Source organism: Agrobacterium larrymoorei (assembly GCF_030819275.1).
GTDB classification, from domain to species: domain Bacteria; phylum Pseudomonadota; class Alphaproteobacteria; order Rhizobiales; family Rhizobiaceae; genus Agrobacterium; species Agrobacterium larrymoorei_B.
Genome location: NZ_JAUTBL010000002.1, coordinates 889829 through 908830 on the forward strand (window position 1 = coordinate 889829; position 19002 = coordinate 908830).

Below are 19002 nucleotides of genomic sequence, written 5' to 3' on the forward strand. Positions count from 1 at the left end.
TCACGCTTCTTTTACCGATGTGCCTCCTCGCAGCGGCTTCCACGCCAGCGCGCGCTCAGGCCGTGCAGCCCTTCGAATGCACGCTGGTCACATCGGTGGAAACCGGTGCGGTTATCAATCAGCAGGGCGCTTGCGACAGGCGCGTCTCGCCCAGCTCCACCTTCAAGGTGCCACTGGCGCTGATCGGCTATGACGCCGGAATCCTTCAGGACGAGTTCAATCCGGCCTGGGACTGGCAGAAGGGTGTGGATGCCGCACCGCAGGAGCGCAAGACGGTGGATCCCACGACTTGGCAGAAAGAGTCGATCCGCTGGTACTCGCGTGAAATCACCAGCCGTCTCGGCAAGGAAAAATTCGCCTCCTATGTAAGGCGCCTCGGTTTCGGCAATGGTGACGTGGCGGGAGATCCGGGCAAGGACAATGGGCTGACCGATTCCTGGGTCAACACGTCGCTGGAGATCTCGCCCGTCGAGCAGGTGGGGTTCATGCGGCGACTGCTGGCTAACAACCTGCCGTTTTCTCGTGACGCGCAGAACAAGACCAAGGCCATCGTTCCGGTGTTTGACGGCGCCGAAGCCTGGAGTGCTCATGGCACGACGGGTACCGGCACCATGAAAGGGCCGGATGGCAAGCCAGATCCCAATCGGCCCTTCGGATGGTTCGTCGGCTGGGCAGAGCGTGAAGGTCAGCACATCGTTTTCGTTCGCCTGCGCGTCGGTGACAAGCCCTCGGCGCAGCCGATGGGCGAGGTGGTGCGAGGTGAGTTTCTGCGCGATATTCAGCGCTATGCCACCCATCGGTAGAAGCGGTCATGTCTGATGACGCGGCAAGCAATGTGATCGCGCTGTATCAGGCATATGCTGCCGATTTTGATCGATCGCGCAGCCGCGAACTCATGGAGAAACCCTGGCTGGACAGGTTTCTCGCGCATTTGCCGCCCAAGGTGTCGATACTGGATATGGGCTGTGGGGCCGGGGAGCCGATAGCGCGCTACTGTATCGAACGCGGCCATCAGCTGACCGGCATCGATGCCTCCATCTCCCTGATTTCGCTGTGCCGTGAGCGATTTCCTGGCCATCGATGGCTTGTCGGGGACATGCGCGATCTGAGCTTGGACAGGCGCTTTGATGGTTTGATCGCCTGGCATAGCCTCTTTCACCTGACGCCGGACGACCAGCAAATTGTCCTCGAAAGGAGCATGCGCCGTGCAACGGAAGACGCCGTTATGTTGTTCACGGCAGGCCCTGACCGTCAGGAAACGTTCGGACGTTTCTGTGGCCAGACGCTTTATCACGCCAGTCTAGCATTTGAGGAGTATCGGTTGATCCTCGCTGACGGTGGTTTTGAGATCATCGCACATGAGATCGAGGATCAGAGCTGTGGCGGGGCGACGATCTATTTGGCAAGGCGTAGCCGCAGTTCGCCTTTCCGGCGAGAAGCGTTACGTCCATGCGCTTTATTTTGCTGCCCGTGATCCGTTCCCCCTGTCGGCGATGCTGCCGCAGCATTTTTATTCCGATCTGGATCGCGGTCGCTCTTCTTGGCGGGCTCTCGATAAAACACTACATCTTCTCTTGACCTTCCCATGATGGGAAGCCCTACATTGATGTCGTGCCCGGCGGAAACATCAGACGTTTCACCGGAAACAGACAGGGCAATCATGTACCTCGAAAGGGGATAGCGATGAACGAGACCGTGAGACCAAACCAATTGCAGGAGCCACTGTCCGTTCCTGTGGAAGGCATGACTTGCGCGTCTTGCGTTCGGCGGGTGGAGACAGCGGCGGCGAAGGTTCCAGGCGTGGCGTCCAGTTCCGTCAACTTCGCGACGAAGAAACTCACGGTGGAACCGGTGGAAGGCTTCTCCGCCAAGACCCTGGCGGCGGCGGTCAAAAAGATCGGCTATGAGATCGAGCCGGTTCGAACAGAGTTTTTCGTCGATGGGGTGAAAGATGAGGCCGACGCCTTACGGTTGAAGGGCGTGCTCGAGGCCGTTGCAACTGTCGTCAACGCAGACGTCGGTGCTCAGGGCAAGGTTGCGGTCGAAGGCTTGGGCGGCTTGCGCCAGCGTGAGATGTTGATCGAAACGGCGAAAGCCGCTGGCTTTCCTGTTGCTGCGGCAAAGCCCAGGCATCATGATCACGCTGCCCATCAGCATGACAGCGCTCATGATCACAGCCACCACATGGGCGATGAAGCGACACTGAAGCGCGATGTGATCATCGCAGCAGTCCTGACCGCGCCGCTCTTCGTTTTGGAGATGGGTGGGCATGTTTACGCACCGATGCACCACTGGCTGATGAGCGTGATCGATACCCAGAACCTTTACTACGTCTATTTCCTGTTGGCGACGGCGGTGATTTTTGGACCGGGACGGCGCTTCCTGAAGAGTGGCTTCCCCGCCCTTTTCCATGGGGCGCCGGAGATGAATTCGCTCGTGGCGCTCGGTGTCAGCGCGGCCTATCTCTATTCCCTGGTCACGACCTTTGCGCCGGGCGTCCTGCCGGAAAATGCCCGCCATGTCTACTACGAGGCGGCCACCGTCATCGTCACGCTCATTCTCATCGGTCGGCTGCTCGAGGCGCGCGCCAGCGGCAAAACAGGTGATGCGATCCGCAAGCTTGCGAGCCTCCAGGCCAAGACCGCGCGTGTCGAGCGTGACGGTGAAATCAATGACATAGCAGTGGAAGAGGTGAGGGCAGGAGACATTGTCGTCATTCGCCCCGGTGAGCGGCTGCCTGTCGATGGAGAAGTGGTCGAAGGTCATTCCTATGTCGATGAATCGATGATCTCGGGAGAGCCTGTTCCGGTGGAAAAGGCTGTGGGTGCTGGCGTTGTGGGCGGCACGATCAATAAGACCGGCGCATTTAAATACCGCGCGACGAAGGTCGGCGGGGATATGATGCTGTCGCAGATCATCAGGCTGGTGGAGCAGGCGCAAGGCTCTAAGCTTCCTATTCAGCTGGTGGTCGATAGGGTCACCGCGCTGTTCGTTCCGGTCGTGATCGGCGTCGCGCTACTGACCTTCATCGTCTGGGCCATCTTCGGTCCGGATCCCGCTTATACATTCGCGCTGATCAACGCCGTTGCCGTCCTTATCATTGCCTGCCCCTGCGCCATGGGCCTCGCGACGCCGACCTCGATCATGGTCGGCACGGGTCGCGCGGCAGAACTCGGTGTGCTCTTCCGCAAGGGTGAAGCATTGCAGCAGCTGCGCAGTGCCGAGATCGTAGTGGTCGATAAGACCGGTACGGTGACCAAGGGTCGGCCGGAACTGACGGACCTGATCGTGGCGGAGGGCTTTGAACAGAACGACGTTCTGCGCCTCGTTGCCGCAGTCGAAGCCCGTTCGGAGCATCCGATTGCCGAAGCCATCACCCGTGCGGCGCGCGAGAAAGCGGTGACCCCTGCAGGATTGGAGCCAACCAACGCGCAGAACTTTGAAAGCATCACCGGCTACGGCATCCGGGCAGTCGTTGATGGCCGTACGGTTGATGTCGGTGCGGATCGATATATGGAGAAGCTCGGCCTGTCGGTCGCACCTTTCGCCGATGCGGCCACGCGCTTGGGTCGTCAAGGCAAGACTCCGATTTACGCCGCCATCGATGGTGTGCTTGCCGCCGTCATCGCAGTTGCCGATCCGTTGAAAACCTCGAGCGTCGAGGCGATCAAAACGCTTCGCGGCATGGGCATCGAAGTGGTGATGGTGACTGGCGATAACGAGGCGACGGCGCGTGCGATTGCAGATCAGGTCGGCATCGACAAGGTTATTGCCGGCGTCCTGCCGGAAGGCAAGGTGCAGGCTATCCACGATTTGCGCCAGGGTGGCAAGATCCTTGCCTTCATCGGCGATGGCATCAACGACGCGCCGGCGCTTGCCGAGGCCGATATCGGCATCGCCATCGGGACCGGCACGGATGTCGCCATTGAAAGTGCCGACGTCGTGCTGGTGGGCGGCGATCTGATGGGCGCCGTCCACGCGATCGAAATGAGCCGTGCGACGATGCGCAACATCCGCCAGAACCTGTTCTGGGCCTTCGGCTATAACGTCGCGCTGATCCCGCTTGCCGCAGGCGCGCTCTATCCCGCCTTTGGCATGACGCTCTCACCAATGATCGGAGCAGGTGCCATGGCGCTTTCCTCGGTTTTTGTGGTGGCCAATGCCCTGCGTCTCAAGACCACAAGTGTGACGAGTGGAGCGGTGAAGTCATGAATATCGGCGAAGCATCACAGGCCTCCGGCGTTTCGGCCAAAATGATCCGTTATTACGAGCAGATTGGACTTATCTCCCCCGCAACCCGGGCCGACAATAATTACCGGCTCTATGGCGATCAGGAGGTGCATAATCTGCGGTTCATCAAGCGTGCCCGCACGCTTGGTTTTTCGTTGGAAGAAACTGAAGCGCTGCTGAAACTCTGGCAGGACAAGGCGCGGGAAAGCGCCGCCGTGAAAGCAATTGCTCTTACACATATTGCGGATCTTGAGCGCAAGATCGAGGATATGAGGAGCATGGTGAAAACGCTATCGCACCTCGCCCATTGCTGTGGCGGTGACCACCGACCGGACTGCCCAATCCTCGACGATCTGGCCGGAGCCGAACCATCAAAACGGATAACAGGAAGGAAAGACCATGGCTGAGACCACATTCACAGTGCCGGATATGACCTGCGGCCACTGCGAGAAGACCATCCGCAATGCGCTTAACGAAGCGCTGCCAGGGGCTGAGGTGAGTATCGATCTTTCATCGCATAAGGTCGTGGTGGATGGCGATGCCGATACGGCGATGGCGGCCATGCAGGAGGTGGGTTACACGCCTGAGCGAGCCGGATAGCCGGCTCGCCAACGCAAGATCGTAGCTGTCGCGGGCTCATTCAAACCTCGTCGAAAGCGCCACCTTCGCGGGAGGGGTTGCGGTTAATGACGCGCTCTTCTTCATCGTCCGGAAGAGCCTCGTCGCTCTCCTGGTAAGGGTCGTCTTCCGTTTCGAGCTCGTCTTCCTCGATCTCGTGCTCCAGCTCCTGCGGGATTTCGCCCTTCGCCGGGAGTTCTTCAACGTCCAGGCCGGTGATCGCCTGATCGAGTGCATCTTCACTTTCCAGAAGCGGTTCGCGCGGGTCCATCGGTTTTCCTCCTCAATGATTCGGGTTGGTTTAGGATTGGGTGGATGCGACCAAGATCGCCACCATGTAGATGACGAATGCCAAGATACCGATGCCCGCGATCACCAACACAATGCCTTTGCCGGCCTTGCGTTTTTCGCCTTTGTTCTCATTCGCCTGCGTCGGGAAATGTACGGGATCTGTTTCCTTAATCTGTGTCATCTGATCGCCCTTTTTAGAATCTCGTCATTCAGGAAAGGCGCCAAAGCCGCAAAGGTTCCTATCTTTACTGTTTGAGACTCCAGATTGTCGCATGTGCGACTGTCCCTGTAAGAGCTTTCAGATGCGCAGCGCGTACCGGCTTGAAGCTGGCAATGCGCTTGGTGCCCACATAGCGTCCCCGGTCGGCGAAAACCTCGATCGACCCGTAATCGACAAAGATGCGCAGGCGATAGGGGCGCGCACCTTCGGAGAGATACCGTGGCGAGGGACCATCCTTGCCGTCTTCATGGCGGATCCAGAGGCCCGTTTCGTCGCACACGACGCCGAGCCGCACGTCAGGATGATCAAGTTCAAGCTCGAAGGGCATGCCGGGTTTGCTGAGTTCGAACAGCAATTCGACGGCCCCTGTCGATAGATCGACACGGTCACCTGCGGCTAGGCGTGTGCGGTCCAGAATGCGATGCCGCAGGCTCTCAGCTGCGCCAATCGGTGGGGTGAGCAGCGCGCCATTGGAAAAATGCAGCCGCCGCGGCAGGGTCATGGATGTCGGAAAATCGATCTCTGGCGTTGCATCCGCCCAGTTTGCCAGCCAGCCGATCCCGACGATGCTGTCACCATCGAGAAACGCCTGGAACGCATAATTGTCGGTCCCGAAATCAAGCTCCTGGCCGAATTCCTTGACGAAGTTCTTACCGTCGAACCAGCCCACATCCGCCATGGTGAGGTTCTTGCGCCCGGTCACGGGATCTTCCGAATGCATCAGGCCGTAAGTCAGCACCCAGCGGGTGGAGCGGGCATTGGCCGGCCCGTCCAGCGGAAGCAGGCATGGGCATTCGATTGCGGTGGTTTTGTAGCGGGTCTCCACCCACAGCTTGCCGACATAGGTCCAGCCAGAGGCCGCCGTCGGATCCTGCGTTTCATAGAGCAGGATGACGCCGCCACTGTCGCTCTGACTACCGAGCAGCATCTTCCAGAGGCCATCGGGGCCGCGCACCACATAAGGGTCGCGAAAATCAGGTGTCAGCCCTTGCCCATCGGGCCGGTGGCCGAGAATGACTTGCGCCTGTCCTGCCATGATCAAATCGGAGGAGGTGGCGGTGAGCTGGATCTGTTGCTCGGGCACGCGGTCCTGCACCTGTTCGGTAAAGAACACGCGGATGCCGGTTCCTTCCACAAGCGGGATCGTAGACCCGGAATAGGCGCCACCGCGCTTGTCCGGCCGGGTCGTCAAATCTTCCGATGGGAAGAGGAAGATAGGCAGATGTCGCCAGCGCAGATAATCCGACGAGATGGCATGGCCCCAATGCATCGTGTTCCACCGAAGTCCGTGAGAGTAATGCTGGTAGAAGAGATGCGGATGGCCTTCGAACCGTCCAAATCCGTTCGGGTCGTTCATCCAGCCGAAGGGCGGGCGGAAGTGGTAGCTGTCGGGCAAATCCGGTGGGGCGTTGTCCGGCTTGGTGTGGACGACGGTAATGCCGGTCTCCAGCACGTCGGATGCGATGAACCAGTAGATCACTGAAACGGCCGTCGTCATCGTGTCATAGGTGATGTCCACGCGTCCGCCGCCGAAGACGTGATAGATGCGAAAACTGTACTCTTCGAGATTGGACGTAGAGACTTCGCCGAACTTGCCATTGGCGTTTGAAAATGACGCCGCGCCTGCAACATCCGGCTTCTTCGCCTTCAGCCATACATGGAACGTTGCATTGACGGGAAGGTCGGTGTGAATGGTCCGGATGGCGCTTTCAGCTTCTGTCGGCGCAGCGATGTCATTCATTCCACTATCCTTTCTTTGCAAACCAGGCTCAGAATAGGAATGAAAATGGCAGGTTAAAGTTCACCGGCAAAAAGGCTGGCCTGATGTTCCGACGTTGATGATGACCAGAACCGGCCCGAGCCCAGTAGCCATGTCAGGACTGAGGTGCCGCATGGAGAGACATAAGCCGCTGGCTCTCAGCGGCGGGGCTTTGTATCAGCTTCAACACTGGCAAAGTTGGGCTCGAAACCCAATATAGTGGCAAAAGGGAGCAAGCCCGTGATCCGTTTTGATAATTCCTACGCCCGCCTGCCCGAGCGCTTCAGTGCTGCTGTTTTGCCCACGCCGGTGAAAGCGCCGCAGCTTATCGCCTTCAACCGTCCCCTGGCGGAAGAGCTTGGCCTTGACGTGGACGGGATAGACGACGAGCGGTTGGCCGCGATCTTCTCGGGCAACGCCGTACCCCAAGGTGCGGAGCCTTTGGCCATGGCCTATGCCGGACACCAGTTCGGCAATTTCGTGCCGCAGCTTGGTGACGGCCGCGCCATTCTTTTGGGCGAAGTGATCGACGCTCAGGGTAGGCGGCGGGATATTCAGTTGAAGGGTTCGGGCCCGACGCGCTTCTCCCGCAGGGGAGACGGACGTGCCGCGCTCGGACCGGTTTTACGCGAATATATCGTTTCAGAGGCGATGTACGCGCTTGGCATTCCCGCAACCCGTGCCCTTGCGGCGGTCACCACGGGCGAGCGTGTTCAGCGCGAAATCGGCTTGCCGGGCGGTGTCTTTACCCGCGTTGCAGCAAGCCACATTCGCGTCGGCACGTTCCAGTTCTTCGCTGCGCGGGAAGATACAGACGCGTTGAAGTCACTATCCGATTACGTTATCGATCGGCATTATCCCGAGGCCCGCCAAGCCGAAAAGCCCTACCTCGCCATGCTTCAGGCCATTGCAGAAAGACAATGCGATCTGATCTGCCACTGGCTGATGGTGGGCTTCATCCATGGCGTGATGAACACCGATAATATGGCTGTATCCGGTGAGACCATCGACTTTGGCCCCTGCGCCTTCATGGATGAGTACCATCCAAACAAGGTGTTTTCTTCCATCGATGCGCAGGGCCGCTATGCCTATAACAACCAGCCCGGCATCGCCCAGTGGAACATTGCAAGGCTTGCGGAATGCCTGATCCCGCTTCTCGATGAGGATCAGGACAAGGCAGTAGATTTCGCCAACGGCGTATTGGCCGATTTCGCCAAAGCGTTTCCGAAACGATGGATTTCCGGCATGCGTGCCAAATTAGGCCTTCAGACTGAAGCAGAGGGTGACGAGCAGTTGGTGCAGGACCTTCTGGCGCTCATGCAGCGGTCTGAGGTGGATTACACCCTGACCTTCCGCAGGCTCTACGATGCGGCACAAGGCAATGCTGAACCGTTCCGTGGTCTGTTCATCGACCTCGCTGCCGCAGACGAATGGCTGGAGCGTTGGAACGCCCGCGCTGCGCAGGAGAGGAGTTCTGGCAAGGAGCGGGCAGACGCCATGCGCGCCATCAACCCAGCCATCATTCCGCGCAACCACAGGATCGAGGAGGTGATTGCCGCGGCGGTCGAGGACAATGATTTTAAGCCGTTCCACGAGATGCTGAAGGCGACCGCCCGTCCTTTCGAAGAACTGCCGGAATTCTCCGTCTACATGCAGGCGCCGATGAACCATGAGAGGGTCTTTAGAACCTTCTGCGGAACGTGAGGCTGGGTGGGAAAGAGTAGTTGCTTATATGCAACCCTATCTCAATGATTTCATGTCGTTATTGTCGTCCCATCGTTTGACCCGTAATCCTGAGCCAAGAGGGATTTTGGGGTGACATCGCATGAGCAACAGGTTTCATGGCCTTTCGGCATTTCCGCTGACGCCAGCGGATGAGAATGGCCGTGTCGATGTAGAAGCGCTGTCTCGCCTGATCGAGAGGCTGGATGCGGCAGGCGTCGATTCGATCGGGCTTCTCGGCAGCACCGGTAGCTACGCGTATCTCAGCCGCGAGGAGCGCTTACGCGCCATCCAGGCAGCGGTCGAATGCCTGAAGGGAAAACGAACCCTGATCGTCGGGGCAGGGGCACTTCGCACGGATGAGGCACTCGCTCTTGCAAAGGACGCAGAAGAGGCGGGAGCTGATGCGCTTTTGCTGGCGCCGGTCTCCTACACGCCTCTGACGCAGGAAGAAGCCTATCATCACTTCGCCGCCGTGGCCGGGTCCACTGCACTGCCGCTCTGCATCTATAACAACCCGTCGACCACCCATTTCACCTTCGGTGAGGAACTGCTGGTTCGGCTGGCCTATATTCCGCATATCCTGTCGGTGAAAATGCCACTGCCGTCGGACATGCAGTTCAAGGCGGAACTGGAACGGCTACGTCCGCGCCTCGGCGACGATTTTGCCATTGGCTATAGCGGAGACTGGGGCTGTGCCGATGCCCTGCTTCAGGGTGCGGATAGTTGGTACAGCGTGATCGCCGGGCTTCTACCCGTTCCTGCGCGGCGTCTGTTCACCGCTGCCAAGGCGGGCAACAAAGCGGAGGTCCAGCGCCTGCAAGCGTTTTTCGAGCCGCTCTGGCTGCTCTTCAAGACCTTCGGCAGCTACCGCGTCATCTATACGGCTGCCAATCTCCTCTCGCTCACCCACCGCCAGCCGCCGCTTCCGATCATGGCGCTCGGTGTCAGCGATACGCAACGCGTGGAGGAAGCGCTGGCGAAGCTTGCCGAACTGGACGCGCTGCCGGCAGCGACGCCATAATTCCGGCGTTTTGAGAGCGGTATTCCCGAGTGAAATTTTAGTCGAAAGCCTGTTTGCTATGTTGAAGCCTGTTGCCCTCGCAGCCCTGTTCGCGACCCTCGCCATGCCGGCTTTTGCTGGAACGGGGCTTCTGGAGCCGAGCCTCAAAATGCCTGTTTCGAAGTCGCAATCGAAGGGCGCACCGGTGCGTGTTGCCATCACGCTGGATGCCTGCATGGGCAAGACCGATTTTCGCATTCTCAACACGCTGGTGCAGGAAAAGATTCCGGCGACCATCTTCGTTACGGCGCGCTGGCTGAAACACAATAGCGAGGCCCTCGCAATCCTGATGGCCCATCCCGATCTCTTCGAACTCGAGAACCACGGGGAAAATCATATCCCGGCAGTGGATAAGCCGGTCTCGATCTACGGTATAGCGGCCGCCGGTTCTGAGGCTGCCGTCGTTCAGGAGGTTGAGGGCGGCCGACAGGCAATCCTCGCTGCCACCGGCAGGCAACCGCAATGGTTTCGCGGCGCCACGGCAAAATATACCAACACATCCATGACCACGATCAACCAGCTTGGCGAGCGCGTGGCCGGCTATTCCATCAATGGCGATGGCGGATCTCTTCTGGGAAGCGCGATGACGGCCAAGCATATTGCTGCCGCCAGGGATGGGGATGTCGTGATTTCCCACATCAATCAGCCGACCCATGAGGCGGGCGAGGGCGTGGTGAAAGGTCTTCTGGCATTGAAAGCGCGCGGCGTAACCTTCGTGCGATTGGACGACCCCGCCTTCAATCCGCCGTCGAATTGATCAGAGCTAACCCGCTCATCACGCCGGGAGGTTTGGCACCACACGACGCGATGGGAAGAGTTCGCGCGCAATCGTCATGCCGATGAGCGATAGCGGCAGGGCCAGCATCGCGCCTGCCGCACCCCACATCCATGTCCAGAAGATGATGGCGACGAAAACCAGGAACGGGTTGATCTCCATGTTCTTGCCGACGACCGCCGGGAAGACCAGATTTTCCATCAGTAGGTGGATAGTGAAGAATACGATCGAGGGAAGCAGCGCAAGAAACAGATTGTCATGTATGATGATGCCTGCGACTGCAAGCGCCAGCGTCATGGCCGTAATGCCGAGAAACGGGACGAAGCTGGAGAGAAACGCAAACAACCCCCAGAGAAACGGCATCGCAAGCCCGCCAAGAAAAGCGATCACGACCATGGAAACGCCAAGCGCTGCGTAGAGCAGCGAGGCGGTGGCGAAGTAGGAGCTGAGAACGGTCTCGATGGAGGCGATGGTGCGGATTGTTCTAAGCCGTTGATGGCGTTGCGGAAACGCCATGATCACGGCTTTGCGCAGCCGTAGGCGGCTATAGAGAAAAAGCAACAACGCGGCGAAGAACATCAGTCCCTGAACGATAGCCGGCGTCAGGTTGGCACCCACCACCGATATGATTTCACCACTGCGTGAAATCAGCGATTCCATCGAAATATTGCCGAGACTGAATGTGGCGGTCGAGATGTTGAGCCATCGCCAACCCTGGAGATAGGGCAAGAAGCGGTCGAGCGTGCGTTCAAGCAGCGCCGGGCCTTCGCTTGCAAGCGCCGACAGAGGCTCGACCAGCGAATTGACCACGAGAAAGAGAACAAGGGCCACCGCCGACGACAGAATGAGTGCGACCGCGAAACCTGGAACACCGTAGGAGCCAAGCTTCTCCGCCGCGACGCCGAGGATCATGCCGACGACGATCGCCATGACGATGGGGATGAGGACGAGGGACAGAGCGTGGATCACACTCATGAAGACGATGACGAAGAGGCCGACGACTGACCAGGCTACGGCGACATCAAGCGCCTCGCGCCCCAAAGGTTGCTGGCTGCGCGCATCGTCCTGTGCCGTTGCGAGTGCGCTTTTAATGACCGGATCGCGCGTTTGTTCGATGGGAAGCGCTTCGGCTTTCTTCTTTTTCTTCCGGCTGAAAACGTGATTGTTCATCTTTTTCCCGACACCTCATGGAGAGCTATAACTCGCCGTGGGGATCGCAGTTCCAGAAGCACTCAAATAAGAAAAGGAGCCCTGATGGCTCCCCTTCAAAGAGTTAGGCCGACAGCTTCAGGCCGATGCCCCACGGGTCTTTCACGGCGATCCCGTCACTCTGGCGCTCAGTTGGAATTTCCAGCCGATCCAACGCGACAAGCGCCCTGTCTAGGGTGTCTTTCTCGTTGAATTTCAGCGAGTAGCCCGAAAGGCCAGTCATGTTTTCCTCGCGCGTTACGGCGCCCCTGCTGTTCCAGATATTGGCTGCAACATGGTGGTGATAGGCGCCATAGCCGAAGAAGCTGGCGCCCGGATAGCGCGCCATGATCTTCAGGCCGAGAACATCCTGATAGAAAGCATCCGCCTGCGGTAGCGCGCCGACTTGGAGATGGATATGTCCGATTGCGGTGCCCTCTGCGGCCTGCCGGAACGGCGTTTGGCTGGCGCTGTCATAGAGTGCCTGCAGATCGAGCCGCTTCGTTGCCATCTCCACCGTTCCATCCGCCTGGTAGTTCCACTCATCCGGCTGCCGGTCACGATAGACCTCGATGCCGTTTCCTTCCGGATCGGACAGATAGATCGCCTCGCTGACGAGGTGATCGGAAGCGCCCTCAAGCTGGATATTGTTATGCGCCACATGGGCAAGCCAGTCGGCGAGAGCGTTGCGGTTCGGCAGGAGGAAGGCAGTGTGGAAAAGACCAGCTGCGGTGGCTGGTGCCTTTTCGGCATCGCTTGACGTTGTCAACGTCAAGAGCGGCAGACCGTTGACGCCAAGAACCTCACCGCTGGCACTCTTTTCAATCACCGAAAGGCCGATGATAGTCTGATAGAAGCGCGAGACCCGACTGAGGTCCTTCACCACCAGATGCGCCTGTCCCACATAGCCGGGACGCGTGAAGGCGAACTGCTTTTCCGTGTTCATTGGAAATGTCTCCATTTTGTCCGCTCATTTGCGAACCTGTTGACGTCAATATGGAGGTAGTCGATCTCTCGGAGAAGCTCACCATTCGGCGATAAACTGTCTAATAATCGTTGACGGTAACGCACCCAGAATTGACGTCCGTTATGGCGCGCTTTGTTGGGAGTAGCTATGATCGTGGGCAGGAAGCAGCAGAATTGCTTCCAAACCAAGGGAGCATGCAATGTACGGAAAAATTCTGGTACCTGTCGATCTCAGCAACGCCAGCAAGGCAGAGCGCGCGGTGAAAAAGGCCGAGAAGCTTCTCGATCAAGGCGGCCAGATCGTGCTGATGAATGTGGTGGAAGATCTACCGGGCTATCTGGCAATCGATGTGCCGATGGACATCATCGAAAATGCGGTGAAGGATGCCAAGAGCCAGCTCGCCGTCCTGAAAGAAAAGTCGCCGCATATCGCGTCCACGGAAATTCGAAGCGGCGCTCCCGCGCGTGAAATTCTGGCGCTGGCTGAAGAGATCGGCGTGGACCTCATCATCATCTCCTCGCATACGCCGGATTTCACCAATTACTTTATCGGCTCCACCGCAGATCGCGTGGTGCGCCATGCCAAGTGCTCGGTGCTGGTAGACCGTTAAACCGTCTCCGGTTTTGCAACAGGCGGGAACGGAAAGTGAAGTCTGACCGGCTCCGTCGTCTTGTTCCCGTCTCATATTGGCGTCATGATAAGGCGACCACAGACGGGAAGACGAAATGAGCGAGCTTTGGCCATTTGGCCGCCGGTATGACCTTCATGAGATAGTGGCCGATGGCATCGTCCATGGCGTCGGCATAGCCTTTGCGCTTGTGGGGGCAACCGCGCTCATCTTCTACGTTACCCTTTGGGGCAGCCTCAGCGCGATCGCAGCGGCTTGGATTTACGCGCTCGGCCTTATTCTCTGTCTCTCCATTTCCTTCACCTACAATATCTGGCCGCATTCCCGGGCGAAGTGGCTGCTCCGCCGGCTCGACCATTCGGCAATTTTCATTCTGATTGCCGCCACTTACACGCCCTTTCTCCAGCGCGGGATTGAGGATCCTCTGATCGCGCTGACGCTGGCCGGAATCTGGATGGCGGCGCTGGGCGGCATTTTCCTCAAATGCTTTTATCCCGGACGATATGACCGGCTGGCCATCCTGCTTTATCTTGGCATGGGCTGGAGTGGCGTGATGGTGGCAGAGCCTTTGTCGAACCATCTGGCGCCGATCACCATGTGGCTGATCGTCATCGGCGGCATGATCTATTCGATGGGCGTGATCTTCCACGTATGGGAGCGGCTGCGGTTCCAGAATGCCATCTGGCACGGCTTCGTCGTGGTTGCTGCTGCGGTCCATTATTCGGCCGTCATGACGAGCTTCAGCCTTACGCCGGCGATCGTCTCCTGATCCTGCCATTTGCACAAAGCCTGCTGAAAATCGCTTCACACGCTCTGCCTTGATCCCTATGGTCAGTACAGACATTGAAGCGGATATTGAGAATGAGCATTCAACTGCGCGACGCCACCGTCGAAGACCTGACCGGTATCATGGAAATCTACAATGATGCCGTGGAGAACACGACCGCCATCTGGAACGAAATCCTGGTGGATCTCGATAACCGCAAGGAATGGTTCAAGCTGCGCAAAGAGCGCGGCTTTCCGGTGATCGTGGCGATCAAGGACGGTGCAGTCGTTGGCTACGCCTCGTTTGGCGACTGGCGCCCATTTGACGGTTATCGCCACACGCGTGAACATTCGGTCTATGTGCACAAGGATGCGCGCGGCCACGGCATTGGCAGGTTGTTGATGCTGTCCTTGATCGAACATGCCAACGCAGCCGGGGTGCATGTGATGATCGGCGCCATCGAGTCCGAAAACGTCGCTTCCATTCGCCTTCATGAAAAGCTCGGTTTCCGGGTCGCAGGCCAATATTCGGAAGTCGGCAAGAAATTCGGCAGATGGCTGGATCTCACCACGATGGAGCTCAGGGTTCCTTCATAAGCGGCTAAAGCGCCGTGCGTCCTATTGGACGCACAAAGGACGCTCTATTTTTTTGAATCTACGCATCGTGCTTTCCGAAAATCGAGTCCGATTTTCGGGCCGATGCTGTAGAGCTGAAGCGGCTGCGATAGGCAGCAGGCGTGGTGGAGAATTGCTGGCGGAAATGGTGGCGCAGATTGGCGGCGGAGCCGAGCCCTGAGCTTTCGGCTATTTCCTCAATCGTCACCGTCGATGTCTCCAGCAAGTCCTTGGCCTTTGAAAGTCGCTGCAGCAAAAGCCACTTCGCCGGCGTGGTGCCCGTTGCCGCCTCGAAGCGGCGCAGCAGTGTCCGAGCACTCATCCCTGCCATAGCCGCCAGTTGCGCAACCGTGAAAGTCTTGGTGAGATCGGCCTGCATCGTATCAAGCAGCGGCCCGAGCCTTGCCTTTTCATGCGGCTCCGGCACGGCCTTGTCGATGAACTGCGCCTGTCCGCCGTCGCGATGCGGCGGTACGACCAACCGGCGCGCCACCATATTGGCCGCCTTGGTGTCGAAGTCGCGACGGATCAAATGCAGACAGAGATCGATGCCCGCCGCGCTGCCGGCGGAGGTCAGGACAGTGCCTTCATCGACATAGAGCACATCCGGCAAAACGGTGATGGCCGGATAACGCTCTTCCAGAGCCTTGGTGTAACGCCAATGGGTGGTGGCGCGTCTGCCGTCGAGCAGCCCGCTTGCTGCCAGAACGAACACGCCGGAACAGATGGTAAGCAGCCTTGCACCATTCCCATGCGCCTTCCGCAATGCCGCGCAAAGCGCGTCTGGAACGGGGGCATCTATTCCGCGCCAGCCGGGCACGATGATGGTGCCCGCCTGCTCCACAAGCTCCAGGCCGCCATCGGTCACGAAACGGACGCCACCGGTTGCGCGCATTTCGCCGTCATCCACGGCCGCTACCGCGAAGCGATACCAGTCCTCTCCCATTTCAGGACGAGCAAGACCGAAGACTTCCACGGCAACGCCAAATTCGAAGGTGCAGAGCCCGTCATAGGCGAGCGCCACGACGAGGCGGTTTGGACTGCTGCTCGGTTGCGAACGGTTTGTCATGATCTTTACGATATATGGCAATCCCGCCATCTGCAAAGGAGGAAAAGCACGATTTAAACTGGGGACGCTTTACGAAGAGGAGACAAACCATGAGCTATGTCACTGAAATACCTACGGCCCCGGCAGAGATCATTATCGACCATTTCTCCAAACGCCTTTCGGTGGAGACCGATTGTTGGGATGTGTTTGCATCCATGGAAAAGGGCGAGCAGGACTTCGTGCTTTTGCATGTCGTCGGTTCGCCGGAGGTATTTGCAAAGCGCCACGTGCCGGGCGCCATCCATCTTCGCCATGCAGATATGACGGAAGAGCGCATGCGGGCATGGCCGAACGATACGGTCTTTGTCGTCTATTGCGCCGGTCCGCATTGCAATGGGGCGGATAGGGCGGCTCTGAACCTTGCCCGACTCGGGCGAAAGGTGAAGATCATGATCGGCGGCCTGGCCGGTTGGGCGGATGAAGGCTTTGCCTTCGCGACAGGTTAATGAATGAGGGCCGCATGTAACGCTGCCCTCATTTCTGTTGCTCTACGCCGCCGACGCTCTTTCCTGGGCTTCATCGATCGGCCCGATGGTGGCGAGCAATTCAGCGTCCTCGCCGATCCCGGCATTGGGTGTGGTCAGCAGCGTATCGCCATAGAAGATCGAGTTGGCACCTGCCATGAGGCAGAGGATTTGTGCCTCTCGGCTCAGGCTTGATCGACCGGCTGACAAGCGCACGGTGGATTGCGGCATAACGAGGCGTGCTGTCGCCACCACGCGGACCAGTTCCAGCGGATCAATCCGCTCCCGCTTGGCAAGCGGCGTGCCTTCGACGGGGACCAGCGCGTTGATCGGCACGCTTTCCGGGTGGGGCGCGAAGCTCGCCAGCACCTGCAGCATCGCAGCGCGATCGCGAATGCTTTCGCCCATGCCGATAATGCCGCCGCTGCACAGTTCGATGCCTGCGGCGCGAACGGTGGACAGCGTCTCCAACCGGTCCTGGTAAGTGCGGGTGGTGATGATGCGGCTATAGAATTCCGGGCTGGTATCGAGATTATGGTTGTAGGCGGTCAAGCCCGCTTTGGCCAGGCGCTCGGCCTGGTGCGGTTTCAGCATGCCGAGCGTGACGCAGGCTTCCATGTCGAGGCGGCGCACGCCTTCCACCATTTCGATGACCGCATCGAACTCCTTGCCGTCACGCACCTGCCGCCAGGCAGCGCCCATACAGAAGCGCTCCGCACCAGCGGCTTTCGCCGTCGTTGCCATCGCCAGCACCTTTTGAGGGTTCATTAGCAGGTCGCGGGTGAGGTCGACCTCGCGATGATGAGCCGATTGCGGGCAGTAGGCGCAATTTTCCGGACAGCCGCCCGTCTTGATCGACAGGAGGCTCGCTTTCTGCACACGGTTCGGGTCGTGATACTGCCGGTGGACCGCATCGGCGCGGCCCACGAGTTCGAGCAGCGGAAGCCGATAGAGCGCGGCAATTTCGTCGACGCTCCAGTCATGCCGGATCGCGCCATCCTCTTTCGAAGCGTTAGTCATTGGCAGCTTTCTCCGTGGCCTTGACGTGAGGCAGAAGCATCGAAGCAGCAGCGACGACGCCGATCTTCAGCAGATCGCCAAGGATGAAAGGTGCAACGCCGACGGAAAGCACCTTTGCTGCGGGAAGGAAGGCCAGCAGCCATGCCATACCGAAGGCATAGACCACGACAAGTCCGACCAGCATGGCGAAAACACGTCGCAACAACGTCCCGTTTTGAGCAAGCCATCCCGTGAGCCCGGAGGCCACAAGGAAGCCGGCAAGATATCCGCCGGTAGGCCCCATCATGTAGGCCAGCCCGACGCCGCGCTCGGGGGAGCCCGAGAAAACAGGCAGTCCAGCAGCACCCGCTGACAGATAGGCAATGAAGATGGCGCAGGCCATGCGCGGCCCAAGCGCGACGGCAAAGCCCATCACCGCCAACGTATGGAGCGTCATCGGTACCGGCCAAAAGGTAACCTGCGTCTTCGCTGCCAGCGTCATTAGTGCCACGCCAGCGATGACCGTAAGAGCCTGACGAGGCAGACTGCGTGTTGAACGAAGCGTGGAGGATATCTGAATGTTTTGCATGGCGCCCTAAAATTATAGATAATTTAACGATGGAATTTAGCTTACTGGGAGTCTCGAAAGAGTCAAGGCGGAAAGAAAAGCCAAAAAATGCAATATTATCTATAAAAATATCGATCCTGATGAGGTCTATAGGTTTGAATCGAGACAGAAGGTCCCATCCGGCAGCATGGCGGACAAGGCAGGTGGGGGCTTAAAAAGGGAAATGCAGGTTGCCGACGAAAATGCGTCTAGCGGAGTGAGCGCGAGAGCTCTGCAATATGCGGTGGGAGACGTCGTCCAAATTGTTTTGATGAAGACGACGGTGCGCCGGAGCGGCATGGGCAACAGGAGCGTGCCCTTTTGAAGACGTTTCTGTGTTCCGGAGGCTTGGACATTCCGGACACAAAGTAAAAAGCCGGCGCTCGCACGCCGGCTTTGAATGTCATTCTTACGCTTGCGGTTCAAACACCATGGAGTGGCCGTTGATGCAGTAACGAAGGCCAGTCGGGGGTGGGCCGTCGGGGAAGACGTGGCCAAGATGACCGCCACAATTGGCGCAGCGGATCTCCGTGCGCACCATGCCATAGCTTACATCGCGATGCTCGGTGACGGCATCCGGTTTGACCGGCTCGAAATAGCTCGGCCACCCGCAACCGGCGTCGAACTTGGTGTCGGAGATGAAGAGCGGCTCGTCACAGGCGGCGCAACGGTACAGGCCCTTTTCAGTGCTGTTCCAATAGGGGCCGGTAAAGGCACGCTCGGTGCCGTGTTCGCGAAGGATTCGATACTGTTCCGGCGTGAGCTGTTCACGCCATTCGGCATCGGTCTTGGTGATTTTGGGAGATTTGAGATCGCTCATCAGAGGCCCCTTTCTATTGTCGCAGATATAGGGATGCTGCTTTGCTATTAAAAGAGGGACAAATCGGCGTGTAGTATGTCGTTTTCGCTGCTCAAAGGGTTGAGAGGTCTCGGCCTTTCCCATAATTCAGTCTGTTCTTATGGAGAGTCAGCAAGTGGCTCGC

Annotated in this window: 21 protein-coding genes; 12 read left to right on the forward strand and 9 right to left on the reverse strand. The window is 58.6% G+C overall.

Going from position 1 to position 19002, the window contains the following annotated elements:
* The first annotated feature begins 17 nt into the window (after nt 1-17).
* The 5 genes from blaOXA (at nt 18) to QE408_RS12930 (ending at nt 4830) form a co-directional block, all read left to right on the forward strand.
* Nucleotides 18-803 (forward strand): class D beta-lactamase, encoded by a 786-nt coding sequence (gene blaOXA / locus QE408_RS12910; protein ID WP_373465580.1) that lies wholly within the window; start codon nt 18-20, stop codon nt 801-803.
* Nucleotides 804-811: 8 nt separating this feature from the next.
* Nucleotides 812-1474 carry a class I SAM-dependent methyltransferase gene (locus tag QE408_RS12915; protein ID WP_306931711.1) on the forward strand — a complete coding sequence of 221 codons (663 nt, stop codon included), beginning with the start codon at nt 812-814 and terminating at the stop codon, nt 1472-1474.
* Nucleotides 1475-1683: 209 nt separating this feature from the next.
* Nucleotides 1684-4212 (forward strand): heavy metal translocating P-type ATPase, encoded by a 2529-nt coding sequence (locus QE408_RS12920; protein ID WP_306931712.1) that lies wholly within the window; start codon nt 1684-1686, stop codon nt 4210-4212.
* A complete protein-coding gene (cueR, locus tag QE408_RS12925; protein ID WP_306931714.1) occupies nt 4209-4637 on the forward strand; it encodes a Cu(I)-responsive transcriptional regulator in 429 nt (142 codons plus the stop codon). Before QE408_RS12920 ends, cueR begins: the two co-directional genes overlap by 4 nt.
* Complete coding sequence (locus tag QE408_RS12930; RefSeq protein WP_306931716.1) at nt 4630-4830, forward strand: heavy-metal-associated domain-containing protein; 201 nt, start codon at nt 4630-4632, stop codon at nt 4828-4830. Before cueR ends, QE408_RS12930 begins: the two co-directional genes overlap by 8 nt.
* A 40-nt stretch (nt 4831-4870) precedes the next feature.
* Here QE408_RS12930 and QE408_RS12935 read toward each other — a convergent pair whose 3' ends face one another.
* The 3 genes from QE408_RS12935 to QE408_RS12945 form a co-directional block, all read right to left on the reverse strand.
* Entirely contained in the window at nt 4871-5119 is a 249-nt protein-coding gene (locus tag QE408_RS12935; protein WP_306931718.1) for a hypothetical protein, read from the reverse strand.
* Between the two features lie 30 nt (nt 5120-5149).
* Nucleotides 5150-5320, reverse strand: a complete 171-nt coding sequence (locus QE408_RS12940) for a hypothetical protein (RefSeq protein ID WP_306931720.1) — start codon at nt 5318-5320, stop codon at nt 5150-5152.
* Nucleotides 5321-5384: 64 nt separating this feature from the next.
* Nucleotides 5385-7100: a GH32 C-terminal domain-containing protein gene (locus QE408_RS12945; RefSeq protein WP_306931721.1), complete on the reverse strand. Its 1716-nt coding sequence runs from the start codon at nt 7098-7100 to the stop codon at nt 5385-5387.
* Between the two features lie 207 nt (nt 7101-7307).
* On the opposite strand from QE408_RS12945, the gene QE408_RS12950 reads away from it, so the two are divergent.
* The 3 genes from QE408_RS12950 to QE408_RS12960 all read left to right on the forward strand — a co-directional run bounded on the left by QE408_RS12950 (nt 7308) and on the right by QE408_RS12960 (nt 10660).
* Nucleotides 7308-8822: a protein adenylyltransferase SelO gene (locus QE408_RS12950; protein WP_444876275.1), complete on the forward strand. Its 1515-nt coding sequence runs from the start codon at nt 7308-7310 to the stop codon at nt 8820-8822.
* Between the two features lie 121 nt (nt 8823-8943).
* A complete protein-coding gene (locus tag QE408_RS12955; protein ID WP_306931723.1) occupies nt 8944-9864 on the forward strand; it encodes a dihydrodipicolinate synthase family protein in 921 nt (306 codons plus the stop codon).
* 58 nt (nt 9865-9922) lie between these two features.
* A complete protein-coding gene (locus QE408_RS12960; protein ID WP_306931725.1) occupies nt 9923-10660 on the forward strand; it encodes a polysaccharide deacetylase family protein in 738 nt (245 codons plus the stop codon).
* 18 nt (nt 10661-10678) lie between these two features.
* Here the strand turns inward: QE408_RS12960 and QE408_RS12965 are convergent, their stop codons facing one another.
* Both QE408_RS12965 and QE408_RS12970 read right to left on the reverse strand, forming a co-directional pair.
* Entirely contained in the window at nt 10679-11848 is a 1170-nt protein-coding gene (locus tag QE408_RS12965) for an AI-2E family transporter (protein ID WP_306931727.1), read from the reverse strand.
* Between the two features lie 103 nt (nt 11849-11951).
* Complete coding sequence (locus QE408_RS12970) at nt 11952-12812, reverse strand: VOC family protein (RefSeq protein WP_306931729.1); 861 nt, start codon at nt 12810-12812, stop codon at nt 11952-11954.
* A gap of 220 nt (nt 12813-13032) precedes the next feature.
* Between QE408_RS12970 and QE408_RS12975 the strand changes: the two genes are divergently transcribed.
* The 3 genes from QE408_RS12975 to QE408_RS12985 all read left to right on the forward strand — a co-directional run bounded on the left by QE408_RS12975 (nt 13033) and on the right by QE408_RS12985 (nt 14823).
* Nucleotides 13033-13443, forward strand: coding sequence for a universal stress protein (locus QE408_RS12975; RefSeq protein WP_306931730.1), 411 nt, complete (start codon nt 13033-13035; stop codon nt 13441-13443).
* Between the two features lie 115 nt (nt 13444-13558).
* Nucleotides 13559-14230: a PAQR family membrane homeostasis protein TrhA gene (gene trhA / locus QE408_RS12980; protein ID WP_306931732.1), complete on the forward strand. Its 672-nt coding sequence runs from the start codon at nt 13559-13561 to the stop codon at nt 14228-14230.
* Between the two features lie 92 nt (nt 14231-14322).
* Nucleotides 14323-14823, forward strand: coding sequence for a GNAT family N-acetyltransferase (locus QE408_RS12985; protein ID WP_306931734.1), 501 nt, complete (start codon nt 14323-14325; stop codon nt 14821-14823).
* Between the two features lie 58 nt (nt 14824-14881).
* Here the strand turns inward: QE408_RS12985 and ftrA are convergent, their stop codons facing one another.
* Nucleotides 14882-15910: a transcriptional regulator FtrA gene (ftrA, locus tag QE408_RS12990; protein ID WP_306931736.1), complete on the reverse strand. Its 1029-nt coding sequence runs from the start codon at nt 15908-15910 to the stop codon at nt 14882-14884.
* A gap of 89 nt (nt 15911-15999) precedes the next feature.
* On the opposite strand from ftrA, the gene QE408_RS12995 reads away from it, so the two are divergent.
* Complete coding sequence (locus tag QE408_RS12995) at nt 16000-16395, forward strand: rhodanese-like domain-containing protein (RefSeq protein WP_306931738.1); 396 nt, start codon at nt 16000-16002, stop codon at nt 16393-16395.
* A gap of 42 nt (nt 16396-16437) precedes the next feature.
* Here QE408_RS12995 and bioB read toward each other — a convergent pair whose 3' ends face one another.
* From bioB to msrB, 3 genes are all read right to left on the reverse strand, one after another.
* Nucleotides 16438-17433, reverse strand: a complete 996-nt coding sequence (bioB, locus tag QE408_RS13000; RefSeq protein ID WP_306931740.1) for a biotin synthase BioB — start codon at nt 17431-17433, stop codon at nt 16438-16440.
* Complete coding sequence (locus tag QE408_RS13005; RefSeq protein WP_306931742.1) at nt 17426-18001, reverse strand: biotin transporter BioY; 576 nt, start codon at nt 17999-18001, stop codon at nt 17426-17428. The genes bioB and QE408_RS13005 overlap by 8 nt, the downstream gene beginning before the upstream one ends.
* A gap of 427 nt (nt 18002-18428) precedes the next feature.
* The gene (msrB, locus tag QE408_RS13010; RefSeq protein WP_306931744.1) at nt 18429-18839 is read right to left on the reverse strand and encodes a peptide-methionine (R)-S-oxide reductase MsrB; all 411 of its coding nucleotides are present in this window, start codon (nt 18837-18839) and stop codon (nt 18429-18431) included.
* Nucleotides 18840-19002 lie beyond the last annotated feature (163 nt).

Bases quoted from the DNA above. Each gene is read 5' to 3' on its own strand.
- blaOXA (WP_373465580.1), top strand. From the start codon at position 18: ATGTGCCTCCTCGCAGCGGCTTCCACGCCAGCGCGCGCTCAGGCCGTG.
- QE408_RS12915 (WP_306931711.1), top strand. From the start codon at position 812: ATGTCTGATGACGCGGCAAGCAATGTGATCGCGCTGTATCAGGCATAT.
- QE408_RS12920 (WP_306931712.1), top strand. From the start codon at position 1,684: ATGAACGAGACCGTGAGACCAAACCAATTGCAGGAGCCACTGTCCGTT.
- cueR (WP_306931714.1), top strand. From the start codon at position 4,209: ATGAATATCGGCGAAGCATCACAGGCCTCCGGCGTTTCGGCCAAAATG.
- QE408_RS12930 (WP_306931716.1), top strand. From the start codon at position 4,630: ATGGCTGAGACCACATTCACAGTGCCGGATATGACCTGCGGCCACTGC.
- QE408_RS12935 (WP_306931718.1), bottom strand. From the start codon at position 5,119: ATGGACCCGCGCGAACCGCTTCTGGAAAGTGAAGATGCACTCGATCAG.
- QE408_RS12940 (WP_306931720.1), bottom strand. From the start codon at position 5,320: ATGACACAGATTAAGGAAACAGATCCCGTACATTTCCCGACGCAGGCG.
- QE408_RS12945 (WP_306931721.1), bottom strand. From the start codon at position 7,100: ATGAATGACATCGCTGCGCCGACAGAAGCTGAAAGCGCCATCCGGACC.
- QE408_RS12955 (WP_306931723.1), top strand. From the start codon at position 8,944: ATGAGCAACAGGTTTCATGGCCTTTCGGCATTTCCGCTGACGCCAGCG.
- QE408_RS12960 (WP_306931725.1), top strand. From the start codon at position 9,923: ATGTTGAAGCCTGTTGCCCTCGCAGCCCTGTTCGCGACCCTCGCCATG.
- QE408_RS12965 (WP_306931727.1), bottom strand. From the start codon at position 11,848: ATGAACAATCACGTTTTCAGCCGGAAGAAAAAGAAGAAAGCCGAAGCG.
- QE408_RS12970 (WP_306931729.1), bottom strand. From the start codon at position 12,812: ATGAACACGGAAAAGCAGTTCGCCTTCACGCGTCCCGGCTATGTGGGA.
- QE408_RS12975 (WP_306931730.1), top strand. From the start codon at position 13,033: ATGTACGGAAAAATTCTGGTACCTGTCGATCTCAGCAACGCCAGCAAG.
- trhA (WP_306931732.1), top strand. From the start codon at position 13,559: ATGAGCGAGCTTTGGCCATTTGGCCGCCGGTATGACCTTCATGAGATA.
- QE408_RS12985 (WP_306931734.1), top strand. From the start codon at position 14,323: ATGAGCATTCAACTGCGCGACGCCACCGTCGAAGACCTGACCGGTATC.
- ftrA (WP_306931736.1), bottom strand. From the start codon at position 15,910: ATGACAAACCGTTCGCAACCGAGCAGCAGTCCAAACCGCCTCGTCGTG.
- QE408_RS12995 (WP_306931738.1), top strand. From the start codon at position 16,000: ATGAGCTATGTCACTGAAATACCTACGGCCCCGGCAGAGATCATTATC.
- bioB (WP_306931740.1), bottom strand. From the start codon at position 17,433: ATGACTAACGCTTCGAAAGAGGATGGCGCGATCCGGCATGACTGGAGC.
- QE408_RS13005 (WP_306931742.1), bottom strand. From the start codon at position 18,001: ATGCAAAACATTCAGATATCCTCCACGCTTCGTTCAACACGCAGTCTG.
- msrB (WP_306931744.1), bottom strand. From the start codon at position 18,839: ATGAGCGATCTCAAATCTCCCAAAATCACCAAGACCGATGCCGAATGG.